This window comes from Pseudomonas sp. RGM2987 (assembly GCF_022952855.1).
Taxonomy (GTDB): domain Bacteria; phylum Pseudomonadota; class Gammaproteobacteria; order Pseudomonadales; family Pseudomonadaceae; genus Aquipseudomonas.
Window position 1 is genome coordinate 67,365 of record NZ_JALJDX010000219.1, and the last position, 20,016, is coordinate 87,380.

Consider the following 20,016-nt stretch of genomic DNA (forward strand, 5'->3'; position numbering starts at 1 on the left):
GACTAGGATAAGCACAGCTTATGTATGACGCCTTGGGTGACCTGTCCCTCGAACTGTTCCGCGCCTTCGAATCGGCGGCCCGCCAGCAGAGTTTTACGGCAGCGGCGATTGAGCTGGGCACCACGCAGCCCGCCATCAGCCAGCAGATCAAGCGCCTGGAAGAACAACTGGGCACCCGCTTGTTCGATCGCATCTATCGCGGCATCGAACTGACCGAGGCCGGGTCGATCCTGTTCGAGCAGGTGCAGGCCGGTTTGCAATGCATCGATGCAGGCCTGAGCGCAATCTCTGCCCAACAGCAGCATGAAGTGCTGCAGGTCGCTACGGATTTTGCTTTTGCTGCCTATTGGCTGATGCCGCGACTACACAGGTTTCATGCGGCCAACCCGCAGGTGGACGTTAGCCTGGTGACGGGTGAACGCAACCACAACATGCTGCGCACCGATATCGACGTTGCCGTGCTGTTCGGCGATGGTCGCTTCAAACAAGGTGAAAGTCGCTGGCTGTTCAGCGAAGAAGTATTTCCGGTCTGTAGCCCGCTGCTGCTCAAGGAGCGCCCGCAGCCCCTGCCCGCCCAGGCCTTGGCGGAGTTCCCGTTGCTGCATTTACGAGCCGGCAACGGCAGCAGTTGGTTCGACTGGAGCGGTGTGTTTCGCGAGCTGGGCATCACCTCGCCCCCAGCGCCGGGGCAGTTGCGTTTCGATAACTACACGCTGCTGATTCAGGCCGCGATTGGCGGCCAAGGCGTCGCCATTGGCTGGCGGCACCTTGTGGATAACTTATTGGCCCAAGGGCTGCTATGTCGGCCGATCAGCGAAACCGTGCTGTCGCGGCTGGGCTATTACGTGGTTCTGCCGCAGCGTAAAAGGCGTGGGGCGTTGATCCGGCAGTTCGTGGACTGGTTGATGGAGGAACAGGCCAACAGTGCCGAGTCGTTGACGGGGCTGCCGCTGCCATCCATTGCTGTTTGACTGTGGCGAGGGAGCTTGCTCCCGCTGGGCTGCGTAGCGGCCCTCGCTTTCTGCGGAGCGGGAGCAAGCTCCCTCGCCACAAGATTTACGCAGCCGTCAGGTGGCTGGCACGAAACTCACATGCTGCCCCACGTGCAGGTTCAGCCGTAGCTCATCGGCGATGCCGACTGCCACCCGGTTGAGCCGTTCCAGGGCTTCGGCCATGCCGGACTCCAGGCTGGTGCTGACCTGGCTGAAATGCTCGATGCCCAGGCCGGGTGTGGCGTAGGGGGCGTTGATCAGGGTCCATTGCAGGGTGCTGTTCTTCAGCGCATCGAGCACTTCTTCAGCGGCGTGGCGCTGCAAGTCATCGTCGCCCTGCTCTTCATCGAGCACCGCAAAATCCCCAATCAGGAACAACCGGGAAACCTTCACCGCCTCCATCCCGGCGATCAACGCGTCCACCGCCAGCACCTGCTCCACGGGCCCGGGGATCAGCGTGCGCTCCACCTGTTCACTGCTCATCGGCAACCCCGGCGCGTTCAGCAGACACACCACGGCGCTGGCACCGGCCACGCTTTGCTTGACCCGCTCGGGATCGAAGAGGTCGCCGGTCTTGGTGCGCAGGCCCGGGCGCGGGGCCAGGGCCGTGAGGTCGTCAAGGATGGCAATGATTTCATGCTGACGCCGCAGCATCTCAGCCATCAATGCACTGCCGAGGCTGCTCATGGCACCATAAAGCACCACTTTGATCACCGGGGTTTCGGCATTTTTCATGGCTGTTTTCCTTTTTATTCCCGCGTATAAGCCCTCTGACCCGCGGGAATCGGATAGGGTTCGGCTAGATTGACGGGGAGTGACACATGCAGCGGATCAAGGGCTACCACGCCCACGTGTATTTCAACGCCGAGACCATCGACCAGGCGCGGGCGCTGTGCGAGGCGGCCGCGCAACTGTTCCCGCTGAAAATGGGCCGCGTCCACCAGCGCCCGGTCGGCCCGCACCCGGACTGGAGCTGCCAGCTGGCATTCGATCCGCAGTACATCGGCGTGGTCCTGCCGTGGCTGGCGCTCAATCGCAAAGGGCTGGTGGTTTTCCTGCATCCGGACACCGGCGACGACCTGCTGGATCACACCGAGCATGCGATCTGGATGGGCGCGATGCGGCCGTTGGATCTTTCGGGGTTCTAGCAACAGCAGCTGTTGTGGCGAGGGAGCTTGCTCCCGCTGGGCTACGCAGTAGCCCCAAAACAAGGGCCGCTTCGCGCCCCAGCGGGAGCAAGCTCCCTCGCCACGGGTTCGCCACACCTGCGAATCATGACACTTACCGATTGACCGCTGGTGCGCCAGCGAAAGCTGGCTGAAAGCTTGCGCGATTAGGATCACCTCACTACCGGCACAAGACCGGTGGCCAGAAACGGATTTCCACATCCTGCTTGGCCCTTTTAACAACAACAATGGTGATTCTGATGTCCGCTTCCTACCTCGTCGCACCCACTCCATTCGTCCGTCCCGCGTTTTTCGTCCTGCGCTGACCTGCCCGGTTCGCCTCAGCCCGCCGCGCCACGCCTGGAGTATTTCCTATGCTGACTTTCCTTGGCTTCGCCATGGTCATCACGTTCATGTTCCTGATCATGACCAAGCGCCTGTCTGCGCTGATCGCCCTGATCATCATCCCGATCCTGTTCGCCCTGTTCGGTGGTTTCGCGCCGAAGATCGGCCCGATGATGCTCGAAGGCATCACCAAGCTCGCCCCGACCGGGGTGATGCTGATGTTCGCCATTCTCTATTTTGCCCTGATGATCGACTCCGGCCTGTTCGACCCGGCCGTGCGCAAGATCCTCAAGCTGGTCAAGGGCGACCCCTTGAAAGTTTCGGTCGGCACCGCCGTTCTGGCGCTCGTCGTTTCCCTCGATGGTGACGGCGCGACCACTTACATGATCTGCGTGGCCGCGATGCTGCCGCTCTACAGCCGCATTGGCATGAGCCCACGAATCATGGCGGGCCTGATCATCCTCGCCGGTGGCGTGATGAACATGACCCCCTGGGGCGGCCCGACCGCCCGTGCGGCCAGTGCGCTGCATGTCGATCCGTCGGACATTTTCGTGCCGATGATTCCGGCGATGGGCTTCGGTGTGGTGGCGATCCTGATCATCGCCTACTTCTACGGCAAACGTGAACGTGCGCGCCTGGGTGAGTTGCACCTGATCGGCGACGAGATCGATCATAGCGAAATCAGCGTTTCGCAGTTCCCGGATGCCCGTCGTCCGAAACTGATCTGGTTCAACGGCCTGTTGACGCTGGCGCTGATGTGCACCCTGATCGCCGGCCTGTTGCCGCTGCCCGTGCTGTTCATGGTGGCCTTCAGTATCGCGATGATCGTCAACTACCCGTGCCTGCAACAACAGAAGGACCGCGTCGCGGCCCACGCCGGCAGCGTGTTGTCGGTGGTCAGCCTGATTTTCGCGGCAGGTATCTTCACCGGCATCCTGTCCGGCACCGGCATGGTCGATGCCATGTCCAAGAGCTTGCTGGCGGTGATTCCGGACTTCCTCGGCCCGTACCTGGCGGTCATCACGGCCCTGGTGAGCATGCCGTTCACCTTCTTCATGTCTAACGATGCATTTTATTACGGGGTGTTACCGGTTCTCGCCGAAGCGGCCAGCCATTACGGCATCACCGCCGTCGAAATGGCCCGCGCCTCGATCGTCGGCCAACCCGTGCACCTGCTGAGCCCGCTGGTTCCGTCCACCTACCTGCTGGTGGCCCTGGCCGGGATCGAGTTCGGCGATCACCAGCGCTTCACCCTGAAGTGGGCAGTATTGGTTTGCCTGTGCATAATGTTTGCCGCCTTGCTGATGGGGACCTTTCCGCTGTTCAGCACTCTATAAAAGCAATGCCCGCTGCGTCGCCCCTTCGGCTCACCGAAAGCGCGACGCGGCCTAACACTCGTTAAAGGAACTCACATGGAATGGCTGACCAACCCGGAAATCTGGGTTGCCTTCTTTACCCTGACCGCCCTCGAAATTGTCCTGGGTATCGACAACATCATCATGATCTCGATCCTGGTCAGCCGCATGCCCAAGCACATGCAGGCGCGCACCCGGATCTTCGGCCTGGCGCTGGCCATGGTCACCCGGATCCTGTTGCTGCTGTCCATCACCTGGGTGATGCGCCTGACCGCCGATCTGTTCGAAGTGTTCGGCCAGGGCATCTCCGGACGTGACCTGATCCTGTTCTTCGGTGGCCTGTTCCTGTTGTGGAAAAGCTCCCAGGAGATGTACCACGCGCTGGAAGGCGAAGATGAGAGCAGCGACGAGCCTTCGGGCAAGGGCGGCAACTTCCTCTACACCATCATCCAGATCGCGATCATCGACATCGTGTTCTCCCTGGACTCGGTCATCACCGCCGTCGGCATGGTTTCCCATGTACCGGTCATGGTCGCGGCCATCATCGTCGCCGTGCTGGTGATGATGCTTGCCTCGGGCACCATCAGTGAGTTCATCGACAAGCACCCGTCGCTGAAGATGCTCGCGCTGTCGTTCCTGCTGGTGGTCGGTACCGTGCTGATCGCCGAGTCGTTCGACGTGCACGTGCCAAAAGGCTACGTCTACTTCGCCATGGCGTTCTCCCTGGCGGTGGAAGCGATCAACATCAAGATGCGCACCGCGATTGCCCGCAAGCGCAAGCAGCAGGATCCAGTGAAACTGCGCAAGGATGTTCCCGGTCAGTAACTGTACGGGGCAATGAACGAAGGGGCTCTTGGAGCCCCTTTTTTCATGTCCCGCAGAAGGCCCCTGTGGGAGCGGGCTTGCTCGCGAATGCGATATGTCAGTCACATAGTTGCAACTGATCCACCGCCTTCGCGAGCAAGCCCGCTCCCACAGGGTTTGGTAGTGGTTTTCATGACAGTTTTGTTTCAATCGGTTCTTTAGCTGTGCAATGCTGGCGCCCTGGCCTTTCGCCAACTAAATCTTTAAGTACAAGTAGAACGAAAGTGGCATCGTCAATTGGTCCCTTTGGGACGCTGACAGGGGGCTCCTCATGCTGACCCTGCTGAATCTGCTCTCCGCCGTGGCCCTGTTGATCTGGGGCACGCATATCGTGCGTACCGGCATCCTGCGGGTCTATGGCTCGAACCTGCGCCATGTCATCGGCCAGAACATGTCCCGGCGCTGGCTGGCGTTTGTCGCCGGGATCATGGTCACGGCCATGGTCCAGAGCAGCAACGCCACGGCCATGCTCGTTACCTCGTTCGTCGGCCAGGGCCTGATGGCGCTGACCCCGGCCCTGGCGACCATGCTCGGGGCCGATGTCGGTACGGCGCTGATGGCCCGGGTGTTGACCCTGGACCTGTCGTGGCTGTCGCCGTTGCTGATCTTCCTCGGGGTGATTTTTTTCCTGTCGCGCAAACAGACCCGGGTCGGGCAAATGGGCCGGGTTGCCATCGGCCTGGGCCTGATCATTCTGGCGCTGCAACTGATCGTCGAAGCCGCGACGCCCATCACTCATGCCCAGGGCGTGAAAGTGATCTTTGCCTCGCTGACCGGCGACATCCTGCTCGATGCCCTGGTGGGCGCGCTGTTCGCGATGATTTCCTATTCGAGCCTGGCCGCCGTGCTGCTGACCGCGACCCTGGCCGGCGCGGCGGTGATCAGCCTGCCGGTAGCCATCGGCCTGGTGATCGGCGCCAACATCGGCAGCGGCGTGCTGGCGTTCCTCAGCACCAGCATGCAGAACGCCGCCGGACGCCAGGTGGCGCTGGGCAGTCTGCTGTACAAGCTGATCGGCCTGTTGCTGATCATCCCGGTGCTCGATCCGCTGGTGAACTGGCTGGACAGCCTGGATTTCAGTCCCCAGGAAACGGTCATCGGGTTTCACCTGCTCTACAACAGCGTGCGCTGCCTGGTGCTGCTGCCCAGCGTCGCGCCAATGGCCCGGCTGTGCGCCTGGCTGCTGCCGGAGCGCCCGGAGACCAACGGCACCGCCAAGCCCCGGCACCTGGACGCCACGGCGCTCGCCACCCCGAGCCTGGCGTTGGCGAACGCGGCCCGGGAAACCCTGCGCATTGGCGACCTGATCGAAAACATGCTCCAAGCCATGCTCGATGTACTTCGCGGCCAGCAGACCGCAGTTACCCAGGACGTGCGGCGCATGGGCGACGACGTTGAAGCCTTGTGCAGCGCCATCAAGTTGTACCTGGCGCAAATGCCCCGCGAGGACCTCAGCGAGCAGGACAGCCGCCGCTGGGCAGAAATCATCGAGCTGGCAATCAACCTGAAGCTGTCCAGCGACCTCATCGAACGCATGTTGCGCAAGGTCCAGCAACAGAAAACCGCGCAACGCCGCTCGTTTTCCGACATCGGCCTGGAAGAACTGGCGGGGCTGCACAGTCAACTGATTGCCAACCTGCGACTGGGGATGTCGGTGTTCCTCAGTGCCGACCGGGAAAGCGCCCGCCAGTTGCTGCGTGAGAAACGGCGCTTTCGCGCCCAGGAACGGCGAATGGCCCACGCCCACGTCAGCCGCCTGCAACGCAAGGTCTTGCAGAGCCTGGAGACCAGCGCCCTGCACCTGGAGCTGATCGCCGACATGCGGCGCCTCAATTCACTGTTCTGCGGCAGTGCCTATGTGGTGCTGGAAACTTCCGAGATCGGCGCCCTGGCGGTGGATGAAATCGCTGACATCACCCATTCGCCTTGAACATCTGGCGCGTTGTCCAGTCAGTAAGATTGGACTTGTCAGCCGCCAGGAAGCCCTTATGCGTTGTCTGTTGCTCACCGTTCTTCTACTCGGCTCGCTGCCTGCGCTGGCCCTGGATCGGTTCCAGGTCGAAGGCTATGCGTTGCCCAACGGCATGCAACTGTTGCTCAAGCCCGGCAATGACCGTGGGCACGTGGCGATCCGCCTGGTGGTGGGCGTAGGCCTGGATGACTTCAGCTGCGCCGACAAAGAGCTGCCGCATCTGCTCGAACACCTGCTGTTCAGTGGCGTCGATGAAACCGGCGAAGGCGGCCTCGAGGAACGCATGCAGGCCCTGGGCGGCGAATGGAACGCCTTCACCAACAACGCCGACACCACCTTCGTCATCGAGGCACCGGCGAGCAATCAACGGAAAATCCTCGACCTGCTGCTGGCCCTGCTGACCCGCACCCGCATCGACGAAAAAGCCCTGGACGCCGCCAAACGGGTGGTGGAACGCGAGGATGGCGGCCACTACACCCATTTGCAGCGCTGGCTCGACCGCCAGGACCTGAGCCACAAGGCCAGCAATCAACTGGCGGTCGAACTGGGCCTGCGCTGCGCGGAACGAGCCGAGGTCGAGCCCCTGACCCTCAGGAAAATCGAACAGGTACGCAAGGCCTGGTACGCGCCCAACAACATGACCCTGATTGTGGTTGGCGACCTCGACCGCCTGCTCCCCGCCTACCTGGAACGCACCTTTGGCAGCCTCAAGCCGGTCGAACCGAGCAACCATGAGCCCTTGGCGCAGATTCGCTACAGCGCCGTGACCAAGCGCAACCTGATCCGCGGGATGGTCGGCAACAGCGCCAAACTGCACTGGCTGTTCCCCGAACCGGTGCTGGACGAACAGCATGATGAAACCTTCGACCTGCTCAAGGACTACCTGGACTGGGCGCTCTACCGCCAGCTGCGCCTGGCCCACGGCCTGTCGTACGGGCCATGGACCGAGCGCGAAGTGTTCGGCGGCGTCGGCTTCTTCAGCCTGAACGCCGACCTGGCCCGCGAAGACCTGCCAGAAGCCGAGCAAGCCCTCGAAGCGCTGCGAGGCAGCCTGCTCAAGGACGGCCTGGACCCCGACACATTCATGCGCATCAAACGCGCGGCCATCGCCCACCAGACCTGGGCAGTCCAGGGCAACAGCGCCTTGGCCGACTACTACTGGAGCGCCCTGGGCGACTACGAAGATGGCCGCTTCGCCAACCCCGCCGTCCGCTTGCAGGCCGTGAGCCTGGACCAAGCCAACCTGGCCCTGCGCGAACTGCTCAAGGACCCCGGCTACCTGCGCATCGAAAAGCCGCTGCTCAGTGACGACGAACTGGTGTGGGGGATGAGCGGGTTGCTTGGATTGTTGCTGTTGGGGTTGGTGGTGTGGCGGGTGCGGCGTAGGGCCTGACCAACCGCTATCGCGAGCAGGCTCGTTCCCACAGAGGGGCAATGGCGACAAACGCGCTCGTCACATCGAGTGGCTGACGATACCCTGTCTGGGATATTTCCTACGACTTATGTGAAACCGCCCAATGCAAACCCTGACCCACGTTATCCAGCGCATCCTTGAACTGATGAAGCGCTACCCAGGCGTCATTGCCCTCGGCGGTTTCATCTCCGGGGTCGGCAGCTTCATGCTGGTGGACCGCCAACAGGGCCTGGCGACCTGGATCGCCGTGCTGATGCTGGTGAGCTGGCTGTGGCTGATGGTGGAAAACAGCATGACCCGGCTGTTCGCCCGCATCTTCAAACGCGAAATCCCCCAGCCGCTGCTGCGTTACGCCACGCAGATGATTCACCAGGAAAGCCTGTTCTTCGTCCTGCCGTTTTTTTTCATCACCACCACCTGGAACAGCAGCCAACTGATTTTCACCGGCCTGCTCGCCGCCGCGGCGCTGATTTCGATTACCGACCCGCTGTATTACAAATGGCTGGCACCCCGGCGCTGGGCGTTCCTGGCGCTGCACACGCTGACGCTGTTCGCCGCGCTGCTGACCGCCTTGCCGGTCATCCTGCACCTGACCACCGACCAGAGCTTCAAGCTGGCCCTGGGCATCGCCATGCTGCTGTCATTCCCAAGCCTGGCGTCGATCTTCCCGATCCGCACGGTGCGCAACGCCCTGGCGATCCTGTGCATCACCTTGGGAATCGGCGCCGCCGGCTGGGTGCTGCGCTCCTGGGTGCCGCCAGCAACCTTGTGGATGACCGAAGTGGCGATCAGCACTGAGCTTGCGGACCGCACCCCGGGCGACAGCCTCAAGGAAGTCAGCGCGGCGCAGATCCGCGGCAACGGGCTATACGCCTACACGGCCATCAACGCTCCACGTGGGCTTGATGAGCGGATCTATCACGTCTGGCAATTCAACGGCAAAGAAGTGGACCGCATCGCCCTGGACATCCATGGCGGGCGCAAGGAAGGCTATCGCGCCTGGACCCACAAGCAGAACTTCCCCGACGACCCGACCGGCAAATGGCAGGTGCGGGTGCTGACGGAGAATGGGCAGATGATTGGGGTGTTGCGGTTCAATGTGACAGGGCCGACGGGTGGCTGAATACCGTGGCGAGGGAGCTTGCTCCCGCTGGGCTACGCAGTAGCCCCTAAAACTAGGGCCGCTTCGCGCCCCAGCGGGAGCAAGCTCCCTCGCCACAACGAATTTCAGCAAACTTGCGTGGCTGGCCTCAGCCAAAGAACCAGTAACAAACCCCGATCGCCGACAAGACCCCGGCCAGCTCAGCCAGCAGCGCGCAGCCCACGGCATGGCGCGCCCGTTGGATGCCGACGGCGCCGAAATACACCGCCAGCACATAGAACGTGGTCTCGGTGCTGCCCTGGATCGTCGCGGCCACCAGGGCCGGGAAGCTGTCCACACCGGAGGTCTTCATGGTTTCGATCAGCATCGCCCGGGCGGCGCTGCCCGAGAACGGCTTGACCATGGCGGTGGGCAGGGCATCGACGAAGCGCGTGTCCCAACCGGCCCACTGCACCAGGTGGCGGATGCCATCCAGGCCGAAATCCAGCGCCCCGGAAGCGCGCAGCACACCAACGGCGCAGAGCATCGCCACCAGGTACGGCAGCAGGTTCTTGGCGACGTCGAACCCTTCCTTGGCGCCTTCTATGAACGTTTCATAGACCTTGACCTTGCGCAGCGCGCCGATCACCAGGAACAGGATGATCAGGCCAAACAGCGTCAGGTTGCCGAGGATCGAGGACAAGCTCGCCAGCGCGGTGGCCGAGAGCGTCGCCAACAACGCCATGAAACCGCCCAGCGCCAGCGCACCGGGAATCAGGTAAGCCAGCACCACCGGGTCCCACAGCCGCAGGCGCTGCATGAACGCCACCGACAGCAGCCCCATCAGCGTCGAGCCGCTGGTGGCGATCAGGATCGGCAGGAACACCAGGGTCGGATCCGGCGCGCCTTGCTGGGCGCGGTACATGAAGATTGTCACCGGCAGCAGCGTCAGCGAAGAGGCGTTGAGCACCAGGAACAGGATCTGCGCGTTGCTGGCGATGGTCGCGCTGGGGTTGAGGTCCTGCAGGGCGCGCATGGCCTTGAGGCCAATGGGGGTGGCAGCATTGTCCAGGCCCAGGCCGTTGGCGGCGAAGTTCAGGGTAATCAGGCCGATGGCCGGATGGCCGGCGGGCACTTCCGGCATCAAGCGCAGGAACAGCGGCCCAAGGGCCTTCGCCAGCCAGTCGACGATGCCGGCCTGTTCGGCGATCCGCAGGAACCCCAGCCACAGGGTCAAGGTGCCGAACAGCAGGACCATGACCTCCACCGACAGCTTGGCCATGGCGAAAATGCTTTCGACCATGGCCGCGAAAATCCCGGCGTTGCCGCCGACCAGCCACTGCACCAGCGCCGAGACGGCCGCCACGATAAAGAAGCCAAGCCACAGGCCATTGAGCATCGGTCTAATCCCCCGGAAGATGCCGCGAATGATAGCGGGGCTGGCAGAAACGACAAACCCCGGATTTCTCCGGGGTTTGTCTTGGTCGCAATGGGATCGAAAGATCCCCTGCTCACTTGAGGTTGCTTTGATCATTGTGGCGAGGGAGCTTGCTCCCGCTGGGCTGCGCAGCAGCCCTTTTTTATGAGCGCTTCGCACTGGAGCGCCAGCCCGGTCAAGCGGGAGCAAGCTCCCTCGCCACAGGTTTTGCGTTTCACGAATAAACCTGGGGAGCAGCTTCAAGCCTGCCTCAACGGCTGGAAGTTTCCCCCGCCGGCAGCGGCTCCTTGCTGCGCCAGTGTGGCAGGGAGTTCCAGTAGCGCTGGCCCTTGGCATCGTCGTACATGCCTTCCCAGCGGGCGATGACCAGCACGGCCAGGGCGTTGCCGATGACGTTCAGGGCGGTACGGGCCATGTCCATGATGCGGTCGACACCGGCGATGAACGCCAGGCCTTCCAGCGGAATGCCCACGCTGCCCAGGGTCGCCAGCAGCACCACGAACGACACGCCCGGCACGCCGGCGATGCCTTTGGAGGTGACCATCAGGGTCAGGACCAGCAGCAATTGCTGACTGATGGACAGGTCGATGCCATACAGCTGGGCGATGAAAATCGCCGCGATGCTCTGGTACAGGGTCGAGCCGTCGAGGTTGAAGGAATAACCGGTCGGCACCACGAAGCTGCAGATCGCTTTCGGTGCACCGTAGGCTTCCATCTTCTCGATCACCCGCGGCAGCACCGTTTCGGAGCTGGCGGTGGAGTAGGCCAGGACCAGCTCGTCCTTGAAGATGCGCATCAGCTTGAGCACTGAGAAACCGAACAGCCGCGCAATCAGACCCAGCACCACAAAGGCGAAGAACGCGATGGCGACATAAACCAGGATCACCAGTTTCGCCAGCGGCAGCAGGGACGCAAAACCGAAGTTGGCGACGGTCACCGCGATCAGCGCAAACACACCGATCGGCGCGTATTGCATGATCATGTGGGTGACCTTGAACATGCTTTCCGACACGCCCTGGAACATCTTCACCAGCGGCTCGCGCAGGTCCGCTTGCAGGCTGGAAAGGCCCAGGCCGAACAGTACGGAGAAGAAAATGATCGGCAGCATTTCGCCACGGGTCAGCGCGGCAAAAATGTTGGAAGGGATCAGGTTGAGAATGGTCTGGACGAACGCATGCTCATGCTGGACTTCAGCGGCAGTGGCCTGGTACTTGGAAATATCCACGGTACCCAGGGTGCTCATGTCGATACCAGCGCCAGGCTGGAAGAAGTTGGCCAGCAGCAGGCCGACAACAATGGCGATGGTGGTGACGATTTCGAAATACAGGATGGTCTTGATGCCGATACGACCGAGCTTCTTGGCATCACCGACCCCGGCAATCCCGACGATCAGTGAAGAAATCACGATCGGGATGACGATCATCTTGATCAGACGGATAAAGATATCGCCTGCCGGTTGCAGCACGTTGCTGATCCACCAGGCCTTCTCGGCACTGAAGTGATTGAGCAACGCGCCCAGTGCAATCCCGAGAACCAGACCGATGAGGATCTGCCAGGCGAGGCTTAGCTTTGCCTTCTTCATATCTTTACCCTTACTTCAGTTGGACTCGGGCAGCGGCACAAACCGGATCGCCATGACGACAAAGGTTCGCGCCGCTGCCCCCGTATAAAGGTCACCCCGAGCGCTCGAACGGCTCACTGGCAGGCGAAAAAAGGCGCAACTATTGCGATGCGGGGATGGCCCGTCTAATGCCGTAAACGCCTACCCCATGCCGGATCGGCATGATCTTTTGCAAACGAGACCGGCATTCACGCAACTTCGAATGCGACATTTCAGCGGGCATAAGTGCCGTGGACCGGCCATTCCAGCGTAGTCGGCCTTTGCCGTGTGACTTATCGGGTCGATGAACAGCCGACAGGTCGAGACGCCGCCCGCGACGAAATTCGTGCGCGCATTCTCCGATATACGGTCAGGCAAGAGGGAAGAACTTGAGGGGAGGAGACAATATGCCGCAGCGAACGGCCATGTACGGTGTGAATCAACTGGCCGCTCTGGCCCAAGCATTTTCGGCTCAAGCTCTTCGCAAGTTCGCCAAGTCACAGGGACTTTGCGAACCTGCGTCGCAGCTTTTTTCCTGACCCGGCCCTTTCGCAGGCACCCCTTGTACCCGTAGGTCACTCCGACCCTGATCGGTCAGAACGTCCCAGCCCCCTGGTCATGCAACGGCCCTCCTCGGGCTGTGCAGCAGAGAAAAGCACGGCGCTTTTCTCGGTTTCAAAATTCAGTACCAGTTCGGATCTTTCTTGAGCTGCTCCATTAACAGTTTCTGCATACCCTCGTCAGGTTTGCCGAGGAAACGGTAGTCGGCATGACGGGTCGGTGACTTGTCAGCCGGCAGCCCGGCAGGGACTTGCACCCACATCGCGTAGGCCTCGTCCTTGTCGAAACTGAAGGCAACGATCAAGCGATTGCTGCGGCAGGTTGCCTGGGTTTCACACAACGGGCCGACCAGGTATTTGTCGCCATCTTCCTCGACAGCGGTCATCTGCTCCGAATCGCCTGACAGGTTCATTACCCATTCCGGCAGGCGTTCTTCCTTTTTGACAACCTGCTGCCAGGTCTCACGGTATTGCGGGTCCGCCTCAAGTAGCTGGTTGGCCCGCATCTGCCCGTCGTTGGCAGCCATTGCCACGGCACTGCCGCCCAGCAACAGGGCGGCGGCCAGTCCTTTAAGGGAAACGCTCATGGTCAGCCTCGACCGCGACGGCCAAAGAAGAAGGATGCGATGAACATCACCAGGAACACGACAAAGAGAATCTTCGCGATGCCCGTGGCGGTGCCGGCGATACCACCGAAGCCCAGAACGGCAGCGATGATGGCAATGATCAGGAAGGTAATTGCCCAACTCAACATGGTGATTCTCCTTACGCTTTTCTACTTAGTTAGGGTCTGACGGTGATGGTTCCGGTGCGACGGACGACCGGTCCATCGAGTTAAAACACCCAGCGCTCCTGACGGGGCATGTCGGTCACAGGCTGAGCCTGGTCGACGTCCATCATGCGCATCGAGGCGGAAGCTTCCGCGACACTGCTGACAGCGCTGAAATGACTTTGCGGCGCGCGATAAACCGAAACCTGCGGCGCTTCGGGCTTCTGGCTTTCCTGCCAGAGCAGCCATTGCTGACCGGCAAACAGCGTCACCAGTAGCGCCAGCACTGCCCACAGGCCCTGCTGGATATGCAAGGAAGAGATCCGAAACTGGGCGGCACGTTGACGATTCATCCTGGAATTCCTCCCCACCCGGGGTGCAGTGATCTGGTTGAGGCGTTCGAACGCCGCGTTTGATCAGGTCATTGCAGCCGGCGTGCCAGAATTTTTTGTAAGAAAAATCCTTATAAATCAACATATTAAAAGATCATCAAAAAACATCCGGTGCGCATCCTGCACGATGGGCCTGCGAGGCGTCGTGCGTAATGCACGACTCAAAGGTGGAGGACGTTAGATTTTTTTCGAATGTTCCGTCAGAAACGGCTGTCGGAATGAGCGAGCCGAATCGGCCAAGTGCTGTAGTGCGGAAAAAAACGGACCCAAATCAACCTTTTAGGAGTCTGAGGCCCACAGGGCCGCTTTCGATGGGTAATATTCCATCAGAATTAACCATGCAACTTGCCCGATTTTTCTGACACTAACCAAGACATTCATGAAAGGAGCGTAGGAAAGATGGAATCCGCCACCGAGCACCAAGGCCGCATTCTGCTGGTAGACGATGAGTCCGCCATCCTGCGTACGTTCCGTTACTGCCTGGAAGACGAAGGCTATACCGTCGCCACTGCCAACAGCGCCGCCCAGGCCGACGCATTGCTGCAACGCCAGGTGTTCGACCTGTGCTTCCTTGACCTGCGCCTGGGCGAGGACAACGGCCTGGATGTCCTCGCCCAGATGCGTATCCAGGCGCCGTGGATGCGTGTAGTGATCGTCACCGCCCACTCGGCGGTCGACACCGCCGTCGATGCGATCCAGGCCGGGGCCGCCGACTATCTGGTCAAGCCGTGCAGCCCGGACCAGTTGCGCCTGGCAACCGCCAAGCAGCTGGAAGTGCGGCAATTGTCGGCCAGGCTCGAAGCCCTGGAAGGGGAAATCCGCAAACCCAAGGATGGCCTCGATTCCCACAGCCCGGCGATGAAAGTCGTGCTGGAAACCGCCCGCCAAGTGGCCAGCACCGATGCGAACATCCTGATCCTCGGCGAGTCCGGTACCGGTAAAGGCGAGCTGGCCCGGGCGATCCATGGCTGGAGCAAGCGGGCGAAAAAATCCTGCGTGACCATCAACTGCCCATCGCTGACCGCCGAATTGATGGAAAGCGAGCTGTTCGGCCATAGCCGTGGCGCCTTCACCGGTGCCAGCGAGAGCACCCTGGGACGGGTCAACCAGGCCGACGGCGGCACGCTGTTTCTCGACGAGATCGGCGATTTTCCCCTGACCTTGCAACCCAAGTTGCTGCGTTTTATCCAGGACAAGGAATACGAGCGGGTAGGGGACCCCGTCACCCGCCGCGCCGATGTCCGAATTCTTGCAGCGACCAACCTCAACCTCGAAGACATGGTGCGCGACGGGCGTTTTCGCGAAGACCTGCTGTATCGCCTGAATGTCATCACCCTGCACCTGCCACCACTGCGCGAGCGCGCCGAGGACATCCTGACCCTGGCCGACCGCTTCCTGGCCCGCTTCGTCAAGGAATATGCGCGCCCGGCCCGCGGCTTCAGCGACGAGGCGCGCGAAGCGCTGCTAGGCTATCGCTGGCCCGGGAATATCCGGGAGCTACGCAACGTGGTTGAACGCGCCAGCATCATCTGCCCACAGGAAAAAGTCGAAATCAGCCACTTGGGAATGGCCGAGCAACCGGTGAACAACGCACCGCGCATCGGCGCCGCGCTGAGTCTCGATGAATTGGAGAAAGCCCACATCGGTGCCGTGCTGGCAACGGCCGACACCCTCGATCAGGCAGCCAAGACCCTGGGTATCGATGCTTCCACGCTGTATCGCAAACGCAAGCAGTACAACCTGTGAGCGACACCCTATGAAATTGGCGATGAAGCTGCGTACCCGGCTGTTCCTCAGTATCTCGGCACTGATCACAGTGGCTTTGCTGGGGCTGTTGCTGGGTTTGGTCAGTGTGATGCAGATGGCCAATACCCAGGAACAATCGGTACGCGACAACTTCATCCTGTTGGATCTTGGGCTCAAGCTGCGCCAGACCCTGGGCGACCAGCTGATGATCATGCTCGACGACCAGCCCGACCTCGCAGCGCTGGAGGCCTCCAAGCAGCAATACCTGGCGTTGATCGACGAGGGCATCGCCCACGAACGAGGGCTGGATGACACCGCCATCAGCTTCAGCAGGGCCAAGGCCGACTACATGGAGTTTCTTGAGGCCTTTACCGCGTCTCGCCAGCATCCTGGCCAGCTCACCGGCATCCAGCCCCTCACCGAAAAATTCAATGTGCTGCGTAATGGCCTGATCGAAGGCTATCGGGCGGCCTTGAACAACATCAGCGAAACCCAGACCCGTGCCCGGGAGCGCGCCTTGTTGATTTCCGGCCTGTTGGGGCTGGTGGGGCTGGCGGTACTGATCATCGGCTTCATCACCGCCCATGGCATCGCCAGGCGTTTTGGCGCGCCCATCGAAGCCCTGGCCGCTGCTGCCGATGACATCGGCCAAGGCAAATTCGAGGTGACGCTGCCGGTATCCTCCGCCGCCGAGCTGAATCTCCTGACAAAGCGCTTTGGGATCATGGCCCAAGCCCTGCGGGACCATCAGGCCACCAATGTCGACGAACTGCTCGCCGGCCAGCAACGCCTGCAAGCCGTGCTCGACAGCATCGATGACGGTTTGCTGATGATCGACCGCCAGGGCCGGCTGGAGCACCTCAATCCAGTGGCCCAGCGGCAACTGGGCTGGGACGGCGAACGCCTGGGCATGGGCTTGGGCGAGGCGCTCGGGCGCCTTGAGCTGGACGATGAGCTGCAACTGGTGCTGCGCGGTGGAACGCTGGAGCGAGCGCCTGACGATTTGAGCATCGAGGTGGATGGCGAATCCCGCGTGCTGACTTACAGCCTCACGCCGGTCAGCCATACCCAAGGGCATATCCTCGGCGCAGTGATGGTGCTGCACGACGTCACCGAACAGCGTGCGTTCGAACGGGTGCGCAGTGAGTTCGTCCTGCGGGCCTCCCACGAACTGCGCACGCCGGTGACGGGGATGCACATGGCGTTCGGCCTGCTGCAGGAGCGCCTGCATTTCCCACAGGAGTCCCGCGAAGCAGACCTGCTCAACACCGTCACCGAAGAAATGCAGCGGCTGATGCAGCTGATCAATGACCTGCTGAACTTCTCGCGCTATCAGAACGGCTTGCAAAAACTCGTGCTGGCGCCGTGTTCCATCGAGGATTTGCTGGAAGCGGCCCGGCTGCGCTTTGCCGCCCAGGCCCAAGCCAAGGGGGTCGAGTTACTGGTGGCGATCCAGGGTCCGCTGCCACGCCTGCACGCCGACGCTTCGCAGTTGGAGCGGGTGCTGGATAACCTGATCGATAACGCGATGCGCCACACCGGCGATCACGGGCAGATTCGCTTGCAGGCCCGTCGCCACGGCGAGCGCGTGATCATCAGCGTCGAAGACAACGGCGAGGGCATTGCCTACGGCCAGCAGGGACGGATCTTCGAACCATTCGTCCAGGTGGGACGCAAGAAGGGCGGCGCCGGCCTCGGTCTGGCGCTGTGCAAGGAAATCGTCCAGCTGCATGGCGGCCGCATGGGCGTTTATTCAAGGCCGGGGCAGGGCACGCAGTTCTACATGGCGCTGGCCGTCTGAAGACCCTCAGGCCTCATCATCCAGGCGTCGGGCCAGCAGGCGCCGGCCACGGGTAATCAGCTCGATGAGCTGCACCGCGCTGAGGGCATGGGCGAACAGCCAACCCTGGCCGAATTTCACCCCTTCACTGCTCAGGTAGGACGCCTGAGCTTCATATTCGATACCTTCGGCAATCACCTTGAGCTGTAACGCGTGGGCCATGCGGATGATGTGCGGGGCTACGCCGCTGCTGGCGGCATCGTGCCCCAACGCGTCGATAAACGCCTTGTCGATCTTCAGGTAGTCCACCGGCAACGTTTGCAGGTACGCCAGGCTGCAATAGCCGGTGCCGAAATCATCGATCAACACTTGATGCCCCAGGTCGCGCAACGATTGCAGGTTATCCCGGGCAACCAATGCGTCGACCAGACCGCGCTCAGTCACCTCGAAGGCAATCTGGCGCGCCGACACCCGGTGTCGCGCCAGCAGGCGGGCGATCACTTCGCCAATGCGTGGCACCATCACATCGCAGGCCGCCAGGTTCACCGAGATGTAGAGCTGCGGATTGGCGCGTAATAGCTGGCCCAACTGGTCGAACAGCCGTTGCAGTACGAAATCGGTGATCTGGCGGATTTGCCCGGTGTCTTCCGCCATCGGGATGAACAAGTCCGGACTGGTCAGGGTGCCGTCCGGTCGTCGCCAGCGCAGCAAGGCTTCAGCACCCACACAATTGCGACTGTTGAGGTCAAAGATCGGCTGGTAGAGCACCTGCAGCTCACCGCGGCGGATGGCGCCATGCAGCTCGGCGTCCATCGACTGCCGCTGGCGCGCCAGCAGAAAGACCTGCAAACCGATGCCCAGGCCCAGCGCCAGGCTGACGGGCAGCATCCACCAGGCATTGTCCGGTACGTGAAAACCCTTGCGCTGAGCGATCAGAACCAGCTGGTATTCCGGGCTGTCGGTGGGCATCCGATAGATCAGCCGGGTCTGGGTCACTTGCAGGGCATTCTGGCTTTTTGGCGGCCAGGGCTCAGTCGGCGGCCAGTATTGGTCGGTTCCCAGCACCGGAATCGCGCGCCTGCCGTGGTCCAGGACCACCAACAGGCTGCTGTCGGGCGGCAGATCGACCACGTCGGTCAGATGCCCGCGCGAGGTGGCGACCCGGAAGTTACCGCGCCCGAGCATCAGCACCGCACGATCTTCGTCGGGTTCGGTCGTCGTGTTCAGCCAGTAACTGTAGGTCGGGCCGCGTAGATCGGGCGGGCGGGTCACCGCCAGGCCGCTCTGACGCGGGCGGTTGGAGCACGCGCCGCTGCCATCGATGTACACCGCTTCGTAAACGAAGCGGTAGTTGAAACTGACCTGTCGCAATGTCGCGATCATGTCATCGTCGCAACCGCGCAATGGCTGGTTCTGCAGGTCGTCAAGACCTTCACGCAACTGCCCGAACAACTGTTCCAGCCGCTGCAGGAAGCGCTCGCCCTGGGCATTCATCTGCTCACTCTCGCGCTGCTGGATCTGCTGCATCACCACGAACAGACTCCCCGCCAGCAGCAGGGCCGTGCTCAGGGCAGCCGCCACCATCGCCAGGAACAAGGGGCGATGCAACCAGCTCTGCAAGGTTTCGCGGGCAGCCGTCATCAGCGGTAATCCGAAAGTTACCAATGAGTTATAGCTGCTGATTTGGGGTTAGGCCGATTCGTCAGACGGGCGTCATTATTTTGTCTGGTTGAGCACCTGCAAAATCGCCGCACTTTGCGCATCCGGCGCGCCATCGAAACGGCTCGGCCGGTAATGCATCTGGAACGCTGCCAGCACATGGTGCGTGGCCACATCCCACTCGCCGGTCTGGGGCGTCGGGTAGCCGAGACGGGCCAGCTCGGCCTGGAACCAGCTGGCTGCGGGTAACTGCGCCGCGAAGACCGCTTGCTGGCGCGCCACGGCCTGTTCGTCCGGCCAGACACCCAGGCCTGCTTGCGCCAGACGCTTCCAGGGAAACAACGGACCCGGATCAAGTTTGCGCAACGGTGCGATGTCACTGTGGCCTATGATGCTGCGCGGGCTGATGCCGTTGCGCTGGATGATGTCCTTGAGCAGGACGATCAGGGCCTGGACCTGGGCTTCGCTGTAGGGATACCAGAGACGTCCGGTGGGGGTATCGACGTAGCCTGGATTGACGATCTCAATGCCGATGGAGCTGGAGTTGAGCCAGGTCCGTCCTTCCCACTCGCTTTCTCCGGCGTGCCAGGCGCGACGGCTTTCATCCACCAGCTTATAGATAGTCGCGCTCTTGTCGTCGCCGATCAGGTAATGGGCACTGACTTCCCCGTGGGTCAACAACGCCAGGGAGCGCTCCAGGGAGGCCGACGTGTAATGCACCACGACGAACTGGACGCGATTGTCGTGGTTGACCGAGGGGTGGCTGGTATCAAGCCGCGGCCCGCTGGTGCAGCCGGCCAAGATTAACAGAGCAGCAATGAGCGAAAAAAACTTCATGGTGAAAGGCTGTACGCGCTGGAAGTAATGCAACAGTGTAACGTAT

Annotated in this window: 17 protein-coding genes; 9 read left to right on the forward strand and 8 right to left on the reverse strand. The window is 61.6% G+C overall.

What is annotated here, in order from left to right; all coding sequences use genetic code 11:
• Nucleotides 1–20 precede the first annotated feature (20 nt).
• Nucleotides 21–971, forward strand: a complete 951-nt coding sequence (locus RGM2987_RS24050; RefSeq protein WP_245145356.1) for a LysR family transcriptional regulator — start codon at nucleotides 21–23, stop codon at nucleotides 969–971.
• 96 nt (nucleotides 972–1,067) lie between these two features.
• Here RGM2987_RS24050 and RGM2987_RS24055 read toward each other — a convergent pair whose 3' ends face one another.
• Complete coding sequence (locus RGM2987_RS24055) at nucleotides 1,068–1,727, reverse strand: NAD(P)H-binding protein (RefSeq protein WP_245145357.1); 660 nt, start codon at nucleotides 1,725–1,727, stop codon at nucleotides 1,068–1,070.
• An 86-nt stretch (nucleotides 1,728–1,813) separates the two neighbouring features.
• Between RGM2987_RS24055 and RGM2987_RS24060 the strand changes: the two genes are divergently transcribed.
• The 6 genes from RGM2987_RS24060 (at nucleotide 1,814) to RGM2987_RS24085 (ending at nucleotide 9,231) form a co-directional block, all read left to right on the forward strand.
• Entirely contained in the window at nucleotides 1,814–2,140 is a 327-nt protein-coding gene (locus RGM2987_RS24060) for a DOPA 4,5-dioxygenase family protein (RefSeq protein WP_245145358.1), read from the forward strand.
• Nucleotides 2,141–2,532: 392 nt separating this feature from the next.
• The gene (locus RGM2987_RS24065) at nucleotides 2,533–3,840 is read left to right on the forward strand and encodes a CitMHS family transporter (RefSeq protein ID WP_245145359.1); all 1,308 of its coding nucleotides are present in this window, start codon (nucleotides 2,533–2,535) and stop codon (nucleotides 3,838–3,840) included.
• Nucleotides 3,841–3,915: 75 nt separating this feature from the next.
• A complete protein-coding gene (locus RGM2987_RS24070; RefSeq protein WP_003177162.1) occupies nucleotides 3,916–4,683 on the forward strand; it encodes a TerC family protein in 768 nt (255 codons plus the stop codon).
• A 310-nt stretch (nucleotides 4,684–4,993) separates the two neighbouring features.
• Nucleotides 4,994–6,652 (forward strand): Na/Pi cotransporter family protein, encoded by a 1,659-nt coding sequence (locus tag RGM2987_RS24075; RefSeq protein WP_245145360.1) that lies wholly within the window; start codon nucleotides 4,994–4,996, stop codon nucleotides 6,650–6,652.
• A gap of 58 nt (nucleotides 6,653–6,710) precedes the next feature.
• Entirely contained in the window at nucleotides 6,711–8,087 is a 1,377-nt protein-coding gene (locus tag RGM2987_RS24080; RefSeq protein ID WP_245145361.1) for an insulinase family protein, read from the forward strand.
• Between the two features lie 124 nt (nucleotides 8,088–8,211).
• Nucleotides 8,212–9,231: a DUF5924 family protein gene (locus tag RGM2987_RS24085; protein ID WP_245145362.1), complete on the forward strand. Its 1,020-nt coding sequence runs from the start codon at nucleotides 8,212–8,214 to the stop codon at nucleotides 9,229–9,231.
• A 127-nt stretch (nucleotides 9,232–9,358) separates the two neighbouring features.
• Here RGM2987_RS24085 and RGM2987_RS24090 read toward each other — a convergent pair whose 3' ends face one another.
• From RGM2987_RS24090 to RGM2987_RS24110, 5 genes are all read right to left on the reverse strand, one after another.
• Entirely contained in the window at nucleotides 9,359–10,588 is a 1,230-nt protein-coding gene (locus RGM2987_RS24090; RefSeq protein WP_245145363.1) for a spore maturation protein, read from the reverse strand.
• A gap of 289 nt (nucleotides 10,589–10,877) precedes the next feature.
• Entirely contained in the window at nucleotides 10,878–12,209 is a 1,332-nt protein-coding gene (gene gltP / locus RGM2987_RS24095) for a glutamate/aspartate:proton symporter GltP (RefSeq protein WP_245145364.1), read from the reverse strand.
• A gap of 700 nt (nucleotides 12,210–12,909) precedes the next feature.
• Nucleotides 12,910–13,374: an inhibitor of vertebrate lysozyme family protein gene (locus tag RGM2987_RS24100; protein ID WP_245145365.1), complete on the reverse strand. Its 465-nt coding sequence runs from the start codon at nucleotides 13,372–13,374 to the stop codon at nucleotides 12,910–12,912.
• A gap of 2 nt (nucleotides 13,375–13,376) precedes the next feature.
• A complete protein-coding gene (locus RGM2987_RS24105; RefSeq protein ID WP_003177151.1) occupies nucleotides 13,377–13,541 on the reverse strand; it encodes a DUF1328 domain-containing protein in 165 nt (54 codons plus the stop codon).
• Between the two features lie 80 nt (nucleotides 13,542–13,621).
• Entirely contained in the window at nucleotides 13,622–13,909 is a 288-nt protein-coding gene (locus RGM2987_RS24110; protein ID WP_245145366.1) for a hypothetical protein, read from the reverse strand.
• Nucleotides 13,910–14,347: 438 nt separating this feature from the next.
• Between RGM2987_RS24110 and algB the strand changes: the two genes are divergently transcribed.
• Both algB and RGM2987_RS24120 read left to right on the forward strand, forming a co-directional pair.
• Nucleotides 14,348–15,694, forward strand: a complete 1,347-nt coding sequence (algB, locus tag RGM2987_RS24115; protein ID WP_245145367.1) for a sigma-54-dependent response regulator transcription factor AlgB — start codon at nucleotides 14,348–14,350, stop codon at nucleotides 15,692–15,694.
• 10 nt (nucleotides 15,695–15,704) lie between these two features.
• Nucleotides 15,705–17,495, forward strand: a complete 1,791-nt coding sequence (locus RGM2987_RS24120; RefSeq protein ID WP_245145369.1) for an ATP-binding protein — start codon at nucleotides 15,705–15,707, stop codon at nucleotides 17,493–17,495.
• A 6-nt stretch (nucleotides 17,496–17,501) separates the two neighbouring features.
• On the opposite strand, the gene RGM2987_RS24125 is transcribed toward RGM2987_RS24120, so the two are convergent.
• Together RGM2987_RS24125 and RGM2987_RS24130 are read right to left on the reverse strand one after the other, a co-directional pair.
• Entirely contained in the window at nucleotides 17,502–19,115 is a 1,614-nt protein-coding gene (locus RGM2987_RS24125; protein WP_245145372.1) for an EAL domain-containing protein, read from the reverse strand.
• Between the two features lie 75 nt (nucleotides 19,116–19,190).
• A complete protein-coding gene (locus RGM2987_RS24130; protein WP_245145375.1) occupies nucleotides 19,191–19,970 on the reverse strand; it encodes an N-acetylmuramoyl-L-alanine amidase in 780 nt (259 codons plus the stop codon).
• Nucleotides 19,971–20,016 lie beyond the last annotated feature (46 nt).

What these genes read in the sequence shown, in the direction of transcription:
- RGM2987_RS24130 (WP_245145375.1), bottom strand. Translation starts at nt 19,970, where the DNA reads ATGAAGTTTTTTTCGCTCATTGCTGCTCTGTTAATCTTGGCCGGCTGC.
- RGM2987_RS24125 (WP_245145372.1), bottom strand. Translation starts at nt 19,115, where the DNA reads ATGACGGCTGCCCGCGAAACCTTGCAGAGCTGGTTGCATCGCCCCTTG.
- algB (WP_245145367.1), top strand. Translation starts at nt 14,348, where the DNA reads ATGGAATCCGCCACCGAGCACCAAGGCCGCATTCTGCTGGTAGACGAT.
- RGM2987_RS24105 (WP_003177151.1), bottom strand. Translation starts at nt 13,541, where the DNA reads ATGTTGAGTTGGGCAATTACCTTCCTGATCATTGCCATCATCGCTGCC.
- RGM2987_RS24080 (WP_245145361.1), top strand. Translation starts at nt 6,711, where the DNA reads ATGCGTTGTCTGTTGCTCACCGTTCTTCTACTCGGCTCGCTGCCTGCG.
- RGM2987_RS24060 (WP_245145358.1), top strand. Translation starts at nt 1,814, where the DNA reads ATGCAGCGGATCAAGGGCTACCACGCCCACGTGTATTTCAACGCCGAG.
- RGM2987_RS24065 (WP_245145359.1), top strand. Translation starts at nt 2,533, where the DNA reads ATGCTGACTTTCCTTGGCTTCGCCATGGTCATCACGTTCATGTTCCTG.
- RGM2987_RS24110 (WP_245145366.1), bottom strand. Translation starts at nt 13,909, where the DNA reads ATGAATCGTCAACGTGCCGCCCAGTTTCGGATCTCTTCCTTGCATATC.
- RGM2987_RS24100 (WP_245145365.1), bottom strand. Translation starts at nt 13,374, where the DNA reads ATGAGCGTTTCCCTTAAAGGACTGGCCGCCGCCCTGTTGCTGGGCGGC.
- RGM2987_RS24090 (WP_245145363.1), bottom strand. Translation starts at nt 10,588, where the DNA reads ATGCTCAATGGCCTGTGGCTTGGCTTCTTTATCGTGGCGGCCGTCTCG.
- RGM2987_RS24120 (WP_245145369.1), top strand. Translation starts at nt 15,705, where the DNA reads ATGAAATTGGCGATGAAGCTGCGTACCCGGCTGTTCCTCAGTATCTCG.
- RGM2987_RS24055 (WP_245145357.1), bottom strand. Translation starts at nt 1,727, where the DNA reads ATGAAAAATGCCGAAACCCCGGTGATCAAAGTGGTGCTTTATGGTGCC.
- RGM2987_RS24070 (WP_003177162.1), top strand. Translation starts at nt 3,916, where the DNA reads ATGGAATGGCTGACCAACCCGGAAATCTGGGTTGCCTTCTTTACCCTG.
- gltP (WP_245145364.1), bottom strand. Translation starts at nt 12,209, where the DNA reads ATGAAGAAGGCAAAGCTAAGCCTCGCCTGGCAGATCCTCATCGGTCTG.
- RGM2987_RS24075 (WP_245145360.1), top strand. Translation starts at nt 4,994, where the DNA reads ATGCTGACCCTGCTGAATCTGCTCTCCGCCGTGGCCCTGTTGATCTGG.
- RGM2987_RS24085 (WP_245145362.1), top strand. Translation starts at nt 8,212, where the DNA reads ATGCAAACCCTGACCCACGTTATCCAGCGCATCCTTGAACTGATGAAG.
- RGM2987_RS24050 (WP_245145356.1), top strand. Translation starts at nt 21, where the DNA reads ATGTATGACGCCTTGGGTGACCTGTCCCTCGAACTGTTCCGCGCCTTC.